Raw genomic sequence first — 12,548 nt, forward strand, 5'->3', positions numbered from 1 at the left:
CCCATGAGCGGCTCCTTGCACAAACTGCGAATTGCACCATAAAAAACGGGCCCACCTTAGGGCGGATGGGCCCGTCATGCAAGCAGTCTGCGGCGTCAGGCGCCAGTGCTGCGGATCACGCCAGCTTGACCAGCATCTTGCCTGTGTTGCGCCCTTCGAACAGCCCGATGAAGGCCTGCGGCATGCTGGCGAGCCCCTGATAGACGGTCTCCTCGGCCTGCAGGGTGCCAGCATCGAAGGCCGGGGTCACCTCGGCCAGAAACTCGCCGTAGTGCTGCCAGTGATCGAACACGATCAGCCCCTGCATGGTGAGGCGCTTGCGGATCACCTGGGAGAGGTTGCGCGGGCCGCTCGCCTCGCTCTGGCCGTTGTACTGCTCGATGAGGCCGCACATTACGATGCGACCGTGCACCACCATGTGGTTGAGGGCTGCGTCCAGCATGGCGCCCCCCACGTTCTCGAAGTAGACGTGGATCCCGTCCGGTGCCAGCCGGGCCAGCTCGGCATCGAGATCCGGGGTCTCACGGTAGTTGATCACCTCGTCGGCCCCCAGGCTCTTGAGGTAGGCCACCTTGTCGGCCGACCCGGTGGAGCCGATGACGCGAGCCCCCGCCCGTTTGGCAAGCTGCACCACCATGGAGCCGACGGCGCCGGAGGCGGCCGACACCAGCACGGTTTCACCGGCCTGCAGTTTGGCGATGCGGTTGAGCCCGGTCCAGGCGGTCATGCCCGGCATGCCGAGGGCGCCGAGAAAGAGCTGGGGCGGCAAGCGGGTGTCGGGCAGGCGGGTCAGCTGGGCACCGTTGGCGACGAAGCGATCGCGCCAGCCCAGCATGCTGCTCACCCGGTCGCCCACCGCGAAGTCCGGGTGACGGGAGGCTTCCACCACGCCGATGGCGCCGCCATCGAGGGGGCCGTTGAGGGGGAAGGGGGGAACGTAGCTCTTGGCTTCGCTCATGCGACCGCGCATGTAGGGATCCACCGACAGCCACTGGTTGGCGACCTGCACCTCTCCTTCTTGCAGCTCGGGCAGAGCCACCTCGGTCAGGGTGAAATCGGCCAGGCTGGGCAGGCCGACCGGGCGACGCAGCAGCTGGATCTGATGGCTGGACGGATTCATGGTTTTTTCTCCAGTGTAAGGGGGGTTGGCAACCTGCGGGTCGCCAGCATGGCTATTTCCAAGGGGTTGAGGCTGAACGGGTTCACGCCGTCTCATCCAGCGGGGCGCCGTTGAGCAGCAGCCGGGTGACCACATTGCCCCGCATGGCGTTGGAGAAGGGGCAGGTCTGGTGGGCCAGCCGCACTATCTGCTCGGCCTGCGCCGCCTGTTCAGGTTGGGTCGTGGCGAGTGCTACGTCCAGCGTGATGGCGAAGTTGAAGCGGCCATCGTCCAGCGCCAGCAACTCGACCCCGGCGGTGACGGGAGCACTGGAGAGGGACGAGCCAAGTTTGTGGGCCACGTGGATCAGCGCATTGGAGAAGCAGGCAGCATAACCGGCGGCCAGCAGCTGTTCCGGGTTGTTGCCCTTGCCGTTGCCGCCGAGGGCGGTCGGCAGGGCCAGTGCCAGCTGCAGGCTGTTGTCCAGGGTGTGAACCTCACCGTTGCGGCCGGCCTGGGCGATGGCTTGAGTGCGATAGAGCGTCTTCATGTCGGGGTCTCTGATTTTGTTTGTGTGCAAAGTAAATTCAGACTAATCCCGAAAATACGGGCTGACAACTATTTTGTGTGCAAATTATTCGACCCCCGATTTTCCTGGGGTATACTGGCCCCAGTCGTCAGCGAGGTGCCCCATGAGTGAATTGAAAAAGCAGGTCTGTTTTGCCCTCTACAGCGCCTCCAACGCGGTAATGCGGGCCTATCGGCCGCTGCTGGACAAGCTGGATCTCACCTACACCCAGTATCTGGTGATGCTGTCGCTGTGGGCGCGGGACGAGGTCAGCCTCAAGGAGATAGGTCAGGAGACCGGGCTGGATGCGGGCACCCTGACCCCCATCGTCAAGCGGCTGGAGAGCAAGGGCTGGTTGACCCGCACCGTCTCCAGCGAGGATGAGCGGCAAAAATGCATCGGCCTGACCGAGGCGGGGCGTCAGCTGCAGCAGGAGGTGAGGGAGTGCTGTCTGGCGGACAGCTTGCGCAATCAGGTGGATCTGGCCGATGCTGAACTGGCCCAGCTCAAGCAGCTCTGCGATCGCATCTCGGCCCAGCTGGGGCGTTGAGTCGGCCCATCCATCCAGTCTGAGGATCCACCCATGAAACTCCTGTTGCCCCTGTTTGTCCTGTTGCTGACCGCCTGCAGTTCTGGCTCCCATGCCCCTTCGATGGCCATCGACGATGCCGATGCCTGGCAGGCTATCTGCAAGGACGGCACCCGGGTGCGGGCCGTGGTGGAGGAGGGGATCTGCGCGGATCATCGCGGTGTTGCCATGTGGACGAATAAGCCAAGAGCCGCACGGATGGCAGAGGAAGCCGCCAAATAGTGTGATCCAGGCGCCATAAAATGACACAACCGGCCGACTGGCCGGTTTTTTTCGCGATCCCGTCGGCACTTTGCCATCTTGTTCATGGTGCGCTCAGTTTTCTCTTCCCATACTGGCCCTACAGTTCCAAAAGAGGAGAGACGAGATGCAATCATCGTTGGTTGGGCTCTCCATTCTGTGGGGGCTGGCCAGTTTTGGTGTTCAGGGGGATTTCATCGAGAGCCGTGATTCCGTTGCGCCATCCTGGCAAGCCGAGTCCAGAGTGGAGATGGAAGGTTATCTGATCGAGTCGCTGGGTGAAGATCGCTGGCTGTTCGACAACGGCAGCGAGAGCCTGCTGGTCTCCCTGCCCCAGGGGCAGTGGGTGCCGACCGGCGAGCGGCTGCGGGTCAGCGGAGAGCCCCAGCAGGAGCAGGCCGGCTGGCTGTTGCAGGTGCAGGATGTCAGCCAGGTAGCGGTCTGAGTGCAGGCTGCTGACTGAAGATAAAAGAAGAGGAGGCCAGTGGCCTCCTCTTCTTTTATCTTCAGTCAGCCGATCAGGGCCGGCGGTCAGCCCAGATGGTTGAGCGGCAGCGCCGTCTTGTGCTTGATCCGGCGCAGCACGAAGCTGGAGCGCACTCCGGTCACCCCCGGGATGTGGGTCAGCTTGTCCAGCAGGAAGTGCTGGTAGTGTTCCATGTCCCGCACCACCACCTTGAGCTGGTAGTCGGCGTCGTTGCCGGTGATAAGGTCACACTCGAGCACTTCGGGCAGCTCACTGATGGCGCGGTCAAAATTTTCGAACCGCTCCGGGGTGTGCCGGTCCATGGAGATGTGAATGTAGGCGGTGAGGGTCAGCCCCAGCTGGCGGGCGTTGAGCAGGGTGACGTGGGTGTCGATGAGACCGGCATCCTCCAGCGCCTTGACCCGGCGGGAGCAGGGGGAGGGGGAGAGCCCGACCAGCTCGGCCAGCTCCAGGTTGCTGATGCGGCCATTCTCCTGCATCAACTCCAGAATATGCCTGTCTATGCGATCAAGTTTCAGCATTCTCCGTTCCTCGTTGCAATTACTAATTCACTTTTCCTAGATTAAGGGTGAACTATTGCAAAAACAACTGAAAATACATGCTACTTCGCAACCACTCACCGGGCCGGCAGGGATACCATGGTTACATCTTCCGGTGGCAAGACAGAAACCCAACCCGGTCTCTGTGGTGAAGGACCTTACCGGGTCAACAACCCCATCAGCCGTCTCACCTTATCGGGAAACGACGGGCTGGAACGAGAGCATCCCCTCCCCGAAGGCAACAAAGCAGGCATCCCGGCGCCTGCTTTGTTGTTTCTGGCGTTTGCGGATCAGGGCTGCGGCCTGATGCGATAGAGGCAGCGGTGATCCCCCTCCAGCAGATACTGCTCCCGCTCCACCCCGGCCGGCGCCAGCAAGCGGCGAAACATCTCCAGCTCGCTGCGACAAAAACCCCGGCAAGCCCGCGCCGCCGCGCAGATGGGGCAGTGGCTCTCCCACAGCAGCCAGCTGCCATCCTCCTCCTGGCGAAAATCCGCCATATAGCCCTCTCGCGTGCGCTGCGCCGTCAGTGCCGCCAGCCTGTCGGCCAGCGCCGGCTGGGTCAGCTCGGCCTGATAACGGGCCAGCTGCTGCTGCTCCCGCTGGGCGATCAGCCGCTCCATGCCCACTTCGCCAAACAGCTGCTGGATGTTGTCGATAAGCTGCAGCGTCAGTTCGCTGTGGCTGTCGGGGAAGCGTTGCCAAGCCTGTTCGGTCAAGTGCCACAAGCGTACCGGTCGACCGCGCCCGCGGGCCTCGTCGTTGAAACTCACCCAGCCGTCGGCCTCCAGCGTCATCAGGTGCTGGCGGGCACCCATGGAGGTCATCTGCAACTGCTCTCCCAGCTCGGCGGCGCTCTGTGGACCGTGGCTCTTGAGCAGAAACAGTATCTTGTCGGTGCTGGCATTCATGGCAAGGCTCTCATCGTCGGCAGGTGCGGTCGCTTGCGCGGCCGCGGTTCTGGCATGGATAAGAGCATTATGGGGAGGGGGATTTTTTAAATCAACAATTCGCTTTACTTAATCTGGTTTGATTGCCAACATAAATAAACCAATAACTTTATTTAATTGGGCAAACATGGAAGGGATCAAGGGGCAGGCCAGCCTGTGGGTACTGGTGATGACGGTGACGCTGGCGGTGGCGGGTTTCAGCCTGCCATCTCCGGTGCTGGCGCCGCTGATGCTGGATCCGGCCCAGGGCATGCTGACGCCGGAAGCGTCGGACTGGAGCCGCAAGGTATGGCTGGGGGTCTTCATGGGGCTCTATCCGCTGTTTCAGCTGGTAGGGGCTCCCTGGCTCGGCAAGCTCTCCGATCGTCATGGCCGCAAGCCGGTGCTGACCCTCTGTCTGGTGGGCGTGCTGGTGGGCTACGCTCTGATGGCGCTGGGGATCGCCTGGCGATCCTTGCCGCTGCTGTTGCTGAGCCGGGTGGTGGAGGGCTTCTTCAACGGTGACATCGCCATCGTGCAGGCCATGGCGGCCGACATGAGCACCGCCAAAACCAAGGCGCGCAGCTTCGCCTGGATCAACATCGGCATGAACCTGGGCTGGGTGGTGGGCCCCATGATCGGCGGTTATGCCGCCGTGGTGTCCGGCGATTACAGCCTGGCGGCCTGGCTGGCGGTGGCCATGACTCTGATCAACCTGCTGCTGGTGCTCTGGCTGCTGCCCAATCGGCCGGCGGCGGCCCGCAGTGAGCAGCCGGCACCGGCCCTCTCTTCCCGCCAGCTGCTGCTGCAACCGGCGCTGCTGCCCTACTTCGTGCTGACCCTGCTCAGCTACGGCGCGGTGCAGCTCTACTTCACCTACTTCAATGTCTGGCTGGTGGAGCGGCTGGCCTGGGATCCGGTGCAGCTGGCGCAGGCCGCCGTGCTGGTGAGCGTGCCCATGATCCTGGGATCCTGGCTGGGTTCACGCCTGGCTCGTCATTGGCGTGGCAGCAGTCTGGGGGTGGTCGGCCATCTGGTGATGGCGGCGGGTATGCTGATGTTCGTGCTGCCCGGCCATTGGTGGGGGCTGGCTCTCACCTTTATTCCCACCGGCATCGGCATGAGTCTGGGAGAGCTGGCGACCTCGGTGGCGGTCTCCAACCGCAGCCATGCCGAGCAGCAGGGGCAGGCGATGGGGCTCTATCGCGGGCTGGCGGTGGGCAGCGAGATCCTGGCGGTGGTGGTCGGCAGTCTGGTGCTGCTGGCGGGCACCGAGTGGCCCTTCTATCTGGCGGCGCTGTGCAGCCTGCTCTGTGCCGTCGGCTTCTATGGCCTGCGCCGGGCGGCGGATCGGCGGCAGCGGCTCGACGTTCAGGTGGAAGCCGGCTGACGGGATCACAGTTCGGCGACGGGATGGCGGGTCGGACTTGCATCGTGGCGCCGACTCTGGGACGGTATGGCTCTTTGCCTTGCTTGCCCGATCGCCCGGTGCTCCCCGCTATGTTCAGCCTTTGGCGGTGGCATGAATCGTTATCAGGCCATGGCGTTGAAAGCGGGTTGGTATGGCGCTGCATTCATTCGTTTCGACATTTTGGAGGTGATATGAGTCGTTTTCAGGCCATTGCGTTGGACATGGACGGTACCCTGCTGACCCGGGATCACAAGATCTCGTCCGCCACCCGGGCCGCGCTGGCCCAGGCCCGCGCCCACGGCATCAAGGTGCTGCTGGTGACGGGGCGCCACTTCATGACGGCCCGTCCTTTCCATCACGAGCTTGCCCTCGACACCCCCATCATCTGCAGCAACGGCGCCTACCTCTATGATCCGCTGCAGGAGCAGATCCTGACCGGGGATCCGCTGGCGGTGGCTCCCCTCAGCCGGCTGCTGGCGGAGGTGCAGGCGCACCAGATGGGGGCCCTGTTCCATCTCGACGAGGGGATCGGCTACCTCGGCTGCGAGGAGCATGTGACCCGGATGCGCCATTGGTCGGCAAGCCAGCCGGATCATCTCAAGATCTCCCTGCTGCCGGCGGAGGATCTGGCGAGCTGGCTCAGCCGGCCGGTCTGGAAGCTGGAGCTGTTCAACCAGGATCCCGCCCTGCTCCATCACTTCATGGCAGAGGTGGTGGAGCAACTGCCCTTTACCCGTGACTGGGCGGCGCCCTATGCGGTGGAGCTGGTGCAACCCGGCTGCAGCAAGGGCAACCGGCTGGCCCAGTGGGCGGCGAGCGAGGGGATCGCGATGGAGAACGTGGTGGCGTTTGGCGACAACAACAACGACATCAGCATGTTCGAGCAGGTGGGGCTGGCGGTGGCCATGGGCAACGCGGCGTCACAGATCCAGGCGCTGGCGGATCGGGTCACCGCCGATCACAACGAAGACGGCATCGCGCTGGCGCTGCAGCGCTGGGTATTGCCCGCCTGAGGGACAGCAACAGCAACAGAGAGGGGCCATGTCGGCCCCTTTTTGGTTTGTCAGTTCCCGAAGGAGAACTGGATCACCCGATCCGGGAAGCGGATCCGGTTGTAGTCACGGCGCAGCCCCTCGTAGTGACGGATGGCGCGCTCGCGCTGGGCGCGGTAGTAGTCGCGCTGCTTGCTGTCGTTCTCGTTGCGGATCTGGCGCTCCAGCGTCTCGATGTCGCGCTCGGTCCGCTCCATGTCGCTCTTGAGGTCGCTGAGCTGTTTTTCCACCAGGTACTCCTGGCGGCCGCGATCGTACTGGGTCAGGAAGCTGGCATCGTTGGGACAGACCCCCTGATACTCGGCGCCGGACTTGCCCTTGCTGTAGGCGAGTTCCGGAATGCAGTAGAGCTCCAGCCCCTTGGCATAACCCCGTTTCCACTCCGCCTCGTCCACCTTGAGGCCGTATTCGCCGCAGGTCGAGACGTAGTCGCGGGTGGCGGCCCGGGTCTTGCCCTGTTCGCCATCCTGATAACCCAGGTTGTACCAGCTCATGGTGCGGCACTCTTCTTCCGACAGCGAGCTGCAACCGGCGAGCAGGAAAGGCAGGGTCAGCAACAGGATCTTGGGGGACATGGACGACGGGCTCGGAGAGGAATGATGGGGGCATTCTAGAGAGGATGCCGGGGCAGGACAAGGGATGAAAAACGGTGCTGGCCGGCGCCGTTTTCTGAGCGGTTTGTCACTATTTGCGCGGGCTGGCGGCGTGGCGACCTGCGCCCTTTCCTTGTTGCCGGTCACGGGGTAAACTGCGCCATCTTTTAACTGGCGCGTAACAAAAATAATGAAAGTCCTGACCGTCGATTACCGCTCGCCCGATGCGGCGCAGCGCTTCACCGAATCCCTGCGGACCACCGGCTTCGGGGTACTGACCAATCACCCCATCCCGAAAGAGCTGGTGCAGTCCATCTATGACAACTGGTATCGCTTCTTCATGAGCGAGCAGAAGCAGGATTTCCTGTTCAATCGCGAGACCCAGGACGGCTACTTCCCGCCGTCGGTGTCCGAGGTGGCCAAGGGCCACAGCCAGAAGGACATCAAGGAGTACTTCCACCTCTACCCCTGGGGCCAGATGCCGGTCGAGCTGAAAGAGCAGGCGATGGAGTACTACCGCCTCGCCAACAACCTGGCGGCCGAGCTGCTGGGCTGGGTCGAGCAGTACACCCCGAGCGACATCGCCGCCCACTACAGCTGCCCGCTCTCCTCCATGATCGAAGAGAGCCAGAAGACCCTGCTGCGGGTGCTGCACTACCCGCCGTTCGACGGCACCGAGGAGCCGGGTGCCATCCGCGCCGCCGCCCATGAAGACATCAACCTGCTGACCATACTGCCTGCCGCCAACGAGCCGGGCCTGCAGGTGAAGGGTTCCGACGGCGAGTGGATGGACGTGCCATGCGATTTTGGCACCCTCATCATCAACATCGGTGACATGCTGCAGGAGGCCTCCCACGGCTACTACCCCTCCACCACCCATAGGGTCATCAACCCGACCGGCGGCAGCGCCAGCAAGTCTCGCATCTCCCTGCCGCTGTTCCTCCATCCGCGCCCGGACGTGGTGCTCTCCGAGCGTCACACCGCCCACAGCTACCTGATGGAACGGCTGCGGGAGCTGGGGGTGATCTAGTCCCCAAAGCTGGTTCACTACCCTGTAAAACCGGAGCAAAATTGCTCCGGTTTTTATTTGTTGGCAGGATTGCGCGTTAAATAGAATTTAATTAGGTAATGCTGCCAATAATACGCGCTTTATCCAGATAAGCGGCGTTGTGATTGCGCAGCCCCACCCGTACTCTGAGCGTCATTTTGGGCCCCTTGTGGCGGGCCCCACGGTTGGAGTTCTTATGAAGCAGTCCCAATGGTCATCCCGGCTCGGTTATATCCTGGCCGCCGCCGGTTCCGCAGTCGGTCTCGGCGCTATCTGGAAGTTCCCCTATGTGACGGCCGCCAACGGTGGCGGCGCCTTCCTGCTGGTGTTTCTGCTGTTCAGCTTCACCCTGGGGGTGGCGGTGCTGATGGGGGAGACCTTGCTCGGCAGCCTGAGCCGGCGCGGGGTGGTGGGGGCCTTCGGTGCACTGATGGGCAAGCGCTGGCGCTGGGTCGGCGCCATGGGGCTGCTCAGCAGCCTGCTCATCTACAGCTTCTACAGCGTGGTGGGCGGCTGGACCCTGGGCTACACCGGCATGGCGCTGGCGGGCAGTCTGCAGCACGGTGACGGCGCGGCCCTCACCGCCCGCTTCAACGACTATGTGGGGGATCCGCTCTGGCCGGTGCTGACCCATCTGCTGTTTGCCGGGCTCACCTGGTGGTTCGTGCAGGGAGGCGTGCAGAAGGGGGTGGAGCGCACCCTGCGCTGGATGATGCCGGCCCTGTTCATCATGATCCTGATGCTGGTGGCCTTCGGCCTCACCCTGCCCAACGCCATGGCCGGGGTGCGCCACTTCCTGATGCCGGATTTCAGCAAGCTCGGCATGTCCGGCGTGCTCGACGCCATGGGGCTGGCCTTCTTCTCCCTCTCCATCGGCCTTGGCATTCACACCACCTATGGCGCCTACCTGCCCTCCAGTGACGGGGTCGGCCGCTCCAGCCTCTGGGTGGTGCTGTTGGCAAGCCTCATCGCCGTGCTGGCGGGCTTGATGATCTTCCCGGTGCTGGCAGCGACCGGCATCGATCCCGCCTCCGGCCCGGGTCTCACCTTCATGACCATGCCGGCGGTGTTCCAGCAGTTGCCGTTCGGCCAGGGGCTGGCGGTGGTGTTCTTCGCCTTGCTGGTGGTGGCGGCGCTGTCGTCGGCCATCTCGCTGCTGGAACACCTGCAGTGCTTCGTCAGCGAAGGCCTGGGCTGGTCACGGCGGGCCGCCTGCGGCCTCATCACCGCGCTGGTGATGGCGGGCGGCATTCCGGTCAGCCTGTCGTTCGGGCCCTGGGCCCAGGTGACCCTGTTTGGCAAGAATATCTTCGAGCTGCTCGATTTCGTCACCTCCAACCTGATGATGCCCATGTTCGGCTTGGCGCTCACCCTGCTGCTGGGTTGGAAACTGGGGCGCCAGGCGCTGCCCGCCGGGCTGGCGCTGCACTGGCGTACCCTGGTGATGGGCTGCTGGCGCTGGCTGGCGCCGCTGCTGATCGGCGGCATCCTGGTGCGCGGGCTGGTGTGATCAGGGTTGGCGGATGGGCTGCTGCGGCTGTTGGTGACGGTCCCTGACCTTGTCGATGGCCGCCTGCCAGCGGGCGATCACGGCGTCATCCTCGCTCTTCGAGAAGACGATGTAGAGCCAGTGTTCCTGCAGCAGCAGCCCTGAGTTCACCACGCTGCGGGGGGAGAACTTCATCTTGGCCAGGATGGCCGGCATGATCTGCTCCCCCATGGGGAAGGCGTCTATCTTGCCGAGCATCAGTCGTTCGATGGCATCTTCTATGGTCTGGCAGCGCACCAGATTGGTGTAGCCCTCGCGGGTGAGCAGCTCGTCATCGGCGTTGCCGAGCAGCACGCCGACCCGCGCCAGCTGGCGCAGCTGGGCCAGATCGGTCAGCGGCTGGCTGCCCCTGGCCTGGTAGATTACCACCCGGTTCAGAAACAGCGGCCCCACCCACTTGAACTGGGACTCCCGCTGGGGCGTGCGCAGAATGACGAACAGAGCGAAGCCGGGCTCGACCCTGGTCAGCGCCAGCGCCCGCTTGAGGGGGTAGATCTTGATGGGATAGTCGACCCCCATCTCCTGCTGGGCCTCCTGCACCAGTTGCACCGCCAGCCCGCCGAGCTTGCCGCCGCTGGTGTGGGTAAAGGGGGGCAGTTCGTGGCTGAGCAGGGTCAGCGGGGGTTGCGTGGCCTGTGCCAGGCCGGGCAACAGTAGCCAGGGCAGCAGCCATTTCATCCAGTATCCGGTCAGGTGCGTCACGTCGGTACATCCATGTTGCGCAAGGGAGTGGCAGGGCAGGTCGGTCCCATCCGGTTGCACCGAACCCGCCCAAGCTAAGACTATTATCGTTCAAGGCCGTGGGCGGGAAGGCTGCGGCGCTGATTTTTGGCGCCGGCCGGGTGAAAACAAGATTTTTTTGACCGCATGAAAAAAAGTTTGGTCATGTTGTGTCAATTTTTCTTTCCATGGTTTAGGCTGTGATCCCTTTTCAGCATTCAGATCAGATTATTCATGTCACGTCGCGTTGCCCTGTTCGGTCGATTTTTTAGCTCGCAAGAGAGGTGACCTTGCACGCGCAGCTTGTCTGAATGTTCATTGCAAAGGTCGCCACCAGGCGGCCTTTTTTGTTGCCCCGCCCAGTGCGGCTACCCATGGAGTATCGAATGTTGTCTTGCCCGGAGGTTGTATGAGCCAGGTTCAGTGGTCTTCCCGTATCGGTCATGTGCTGGCAGCCGCCGGTTCGGCGATCGGCCTTGGCGCCATCTGGAAGTTTCCCTATGTGACGGCCACCAACGGCGGCGGTGCCTTCCTGCTGATGTTTCTGCTGTTCAGCTTCACCCTGGGGGTGGCCGTGCTGGTGGGTGAGACCCTGCTCGGCAGTCGCAGCCAGCGCGGGGTGCTCGGTGCCTTCCACAAGCTGGTGGGGCCGAACTGGCGCTGGATGGGGTACATGGGGATCCTGTGCGGCTTCTTCATCTACAGCTTCTACAGCGTGGTGGGCGGCTGGACCGTGGGTTATGCAGCGCTGGCGGTGAGCGGGCAGCTCAACCTGAGCGAGGGGGCGGCGCTGACCGCCTTGTTCAACGGCTATGTCAGCCACCCCTGGTGGCCGGTGCTGACCCATCTGGTGTTTGCCGGGCTCACCTGGTGGTTCGTGCAGGGGGGCCTGCAGAAGGGGGTGGAACGGGCGCTGCGCTGGATGATGCCGGCCCTGTTCGTGATGATGATGCTGCTGGTGGTGACTGGCCTCTCCATGCCGGGCGCCATGGCCGGGGTGCGCCAGTTCCTGCTGCCGGACTTCTCCATGCTGACCGGCCAGGGCGTGCTGGACGCGCTGGGGCTGGCCTTCTTCTCCCTTTCCATCGGGCTTGGCGTGCACACCACCTATGGTGCTTACCTGCCCAGCAGCGAGGGCGTGCTGCGCTCCGGCGTCTGGGTCGTGACCCTGGCGAGCCTCATCTCGGTGCTGGCGGGGTTGATGATCTTCCCGGTGCTGGCCTCCACCGGCATCGATCCCACCGCCGGCCCAGGGCTCACCTTTATGACCATGCCGGCGGTGTTCAACCATCTGCCGTTCGGCCAGGGGCTGGCGGTGGTGTTCTTCCTGCTGCTCTTGGTGGCGGCACTCTCCTCCTCCATCTCCATGCTGGAGCACCTGGTGCGCTTCACCACCGAGGAGTGGGGTTGGTCGCGGCGCGGCGCCTGCCGGGTGCTGACCCTGCTGATCATGGCGTCCGGGATTCCGGTGAGCCTGTCGTTCGGCCCCTGGAGCGAGCTGACCCTGTTCGGCAAGACCATCTTCGATCTGCTGGACTACCTCACCTCCAACCTGATGATGCCGCTGTTCGGTCTGGTGCTGACCCTGCTGCTGGGCTGGCGACTGGGTGAGTCCGTGCTGCCCGCCGGTCTGTCGCCGCTGCTGCGCGGCTGCCTGCTCTGGTGCTGGCGGCTGGTGGCGCCGCTGCTGATCGCCGGCATCCTGGTGCGCGGGCTGTTGTAAC

Annotated in this window: 14 protein-coding genes; 8 read left to right on the forward strand and 6 right to left on the reverse strand. The window is 63.5% G+C overall.

Annotation, left to right across the window (positions count from 1 at the left end; translation table 11 throughout):
• Window positions 1-115: 115 nt before the first annotated feature.
• Window positions 116-1,120 carry an NADP-dependent oxidoreductase gene (locus tag PG881_RS02995; RefSeq protein WP_270797975.1) on the reverse strand — a complete coding sequence of 335 codons (1,005 nt, stop codon included), beginning with the start codon at window positions 1,118-1,120 and terminating at the stop codon, window positions 116-118.
• Between the two features lie 82 nt (window positions 1,121-1,202).
• Window positions 1,203-1,649 (reverse strand): organic hydroperoxide resistance protein, encoded by a 447-nt coding sequence (locus PG881_RS03000; protein ID WP_242797553.1) that lies wholly within the window; start codon window positions 1,647-1,649, stop codon window positions 1,203-1,205.
• Window positions 1,650-1,791: 142 nt separating this feature from the next.
• Here PG881_RS03000 and PG881_RS03005 point away from each other — a divergent pair, with 142 nt between their 5' ends.
• The 3 genes from PG881_RS03005 to PG881_RS03015 all read left to right on the forward strand — a co-directional run bounded on the left by PG881_RS03005 (window position 1,792) and on the right by PG881_RS03015 (window position 2,941).
• On the forward strand, window positions 1,792-2,217 hold the full coding sequence (locus PG881_RS03005) for a MarR family winged helix-turn-helix transcriptional regulator (RefSeq protein WP_041216537.1): 426 nt from the start codon (window positions 1,792-1,794) through the stop codon (window positions 2,215-2,217).
• Between the two features lie 33 nt (window positions 2,218-2,250).
• A complete protein-coding gene (locus PG881_RS03010; RefSeq protein WP_011707348.1) occupies window positions 2,251-2,478 on the forward strand; it encodes a hypothetical protein in 228 nt (75 codons plus the stop codon).
• A gap of 145 nt (window positions 2,479-2,623) precedes the next feature.
• The gene (locus tag PG881_RS03015; RefSeq protein ID WP_005304873.1) at window positions 2,624-2,941 is read left to right on the forward strand and encodes a hypothetical protein; all 318 of its coding nucleotides are present in this window, start codon (window positions 2,624-2,626) and stop codon (window positions 2,939-2,941) included.
• Between the two features lie 86 nt (window positions 2,942-3,027).
• Here PG881_RS03015 and PG881_RS03020 read toward each other — a convergent pair whose 3' ends face one another.
• Both PG881_RS03020 and PG881_RS03025 read right to left on the reverse strand, forming a co-directional pair.
• Window positions 3,028-3,504 carry an Lrp/AsnC family transcriptional regulator gene (locus tag PG881_RS03020; RefSeq protein WP_005304871.1) on the reverse strand — a complete coding sequence of 159 codons (477 nt, stop codon included), beginning with the start codon at window positions 3,502-3,504 and terminating at the stop codon, window positions 3,028-3,030.
• 308 nt (window positions 3,505-3,812) lie between these two features.
• Window positions 3,813-4,433: a helix-turn-helix transcriptional regulator gene (locus tag PG881_RS03025; protein WP_011707347.1), complete on the reverse strand. Its 621-nt coding sequence runs from the start codon at window positions 4,431-4,433 to the stop codon at window positions 3,813-3,815.
• Window positions 4,434-4,599: 166 nt separating this feature from the next.
• Between PG881_RS03025 and PG881_RS03030 the strand changes: the two genes are divergently transcribed.
• Together PG881_RS03030 and PG881_RS03035 are read left to right on the forward strand one after the other, a co-directional pair.
• Window positions 4,600-5,841, forward strand: a complete 1,242-nt coding sequence (locus PG881_RS03030; RefSeq protein ID WP_270797976.1) for an MFS transporter — start codon at window positions 4,600-4,602, stop codon at window positions 5,839-5,841.
• A gap of 212 nt (window positions 5,842-6,053) precedes the next feature.
• Window positions 6,054-6,875, forward strand: coding sequence for a Cof-type HAD-IIB family hydrolase (locus PG881_RS03035; RefSeq protein WP_270797977.1), 822 nt, complete (start codon window positions 6,054-6,056; stop codon window positions 6,873-6,875).
• 50 nt (window positions 6,876-6,925) lie between these two features.
• Here PG881_RS03035 and PG881_RS03040 read toward each other — a convergent pair whose 3' ends face one another.
• Window positions 6,926-7,489 (reverse strand): DUF2799 domain-containing protein, encoded by a 564-nt coding sequence (locus PG881_RS03040; protein WP_011707344.1) that lies wholly within the window; start codon window positions 7,487-7,489, stop codon window positions 6,926-6,928.
• Between the two features lie 208 nt (window positions 7,490-7,697).
• Between PG881_RS03040 and PG881_RS03045 the strand changes: the two genes are divergently transcribed.
• Together PG881_RS03045 and PG881_RS03050 are read left to right on the forward strand one after the other, a co-directional pair.
• Window positions 7,698-8,537 (forward strand): isopenicillin N synthase family dioxygenase, encoded by an 840-nt coding sequence (locus tag PG881_RS03045; protein ID WP_270797978.1) that lies wholly within the window; start codon window positions 7,698-7,700, stop codon window positions 8,535-8,537.
• Between the two features lie 214 nt (window positions 8,538-8,751).
• Window positions 8,752-10,065, forward strand: a complete 1,314-nt coding sequence (locus tag PG881_RS03050) for a sodium-dependent transporter (protein ID WP_029302210.1) — start codon at window positions 8,752-8,754, stop codon at window positions 10,063-10,065.
• On the opposite strand, the gene PG881_RS03055 is transcribed toward PG881_RS03050, so the two are convergent.
• Window positions 10,066-10,782, reverse strand: coding sequence for a substrate-binding periplasmic protein (locus PG881_RS03055; RefSeq protein WP_106551788.1), 717 nt, complete (start codon window positions 10,780-10,782; stop codon window positions 10,066-10,068).
• A 451-nt stretch (window positions 10,783-11,233) separates the two neighbouring features.
• Between PG881_RS03055 and PG881_RS03060 the strand changes: the two genes are divergently transcribed.
• Entirely contained in the window at window positions 11,234-12,547 is a 1,314-nt protein-coding gene (locus tag PG881_RS03060) for a sodium-dependent transporter (RefSeq protein ID WP_017411099.1), read from the forward strand.
• Window position 12,548: the final 1 nt, after the last annotated feature.

Source organism: Aeromonas sp. QDB54 (assembly GCF_027707385.1).
Lineage (GTDB): Bacteria > Pseudomonadota > Gammaproteobacteria > Enterobacterales > Aeromonadaceae > Aeromonas > Aeromonas hydrophila.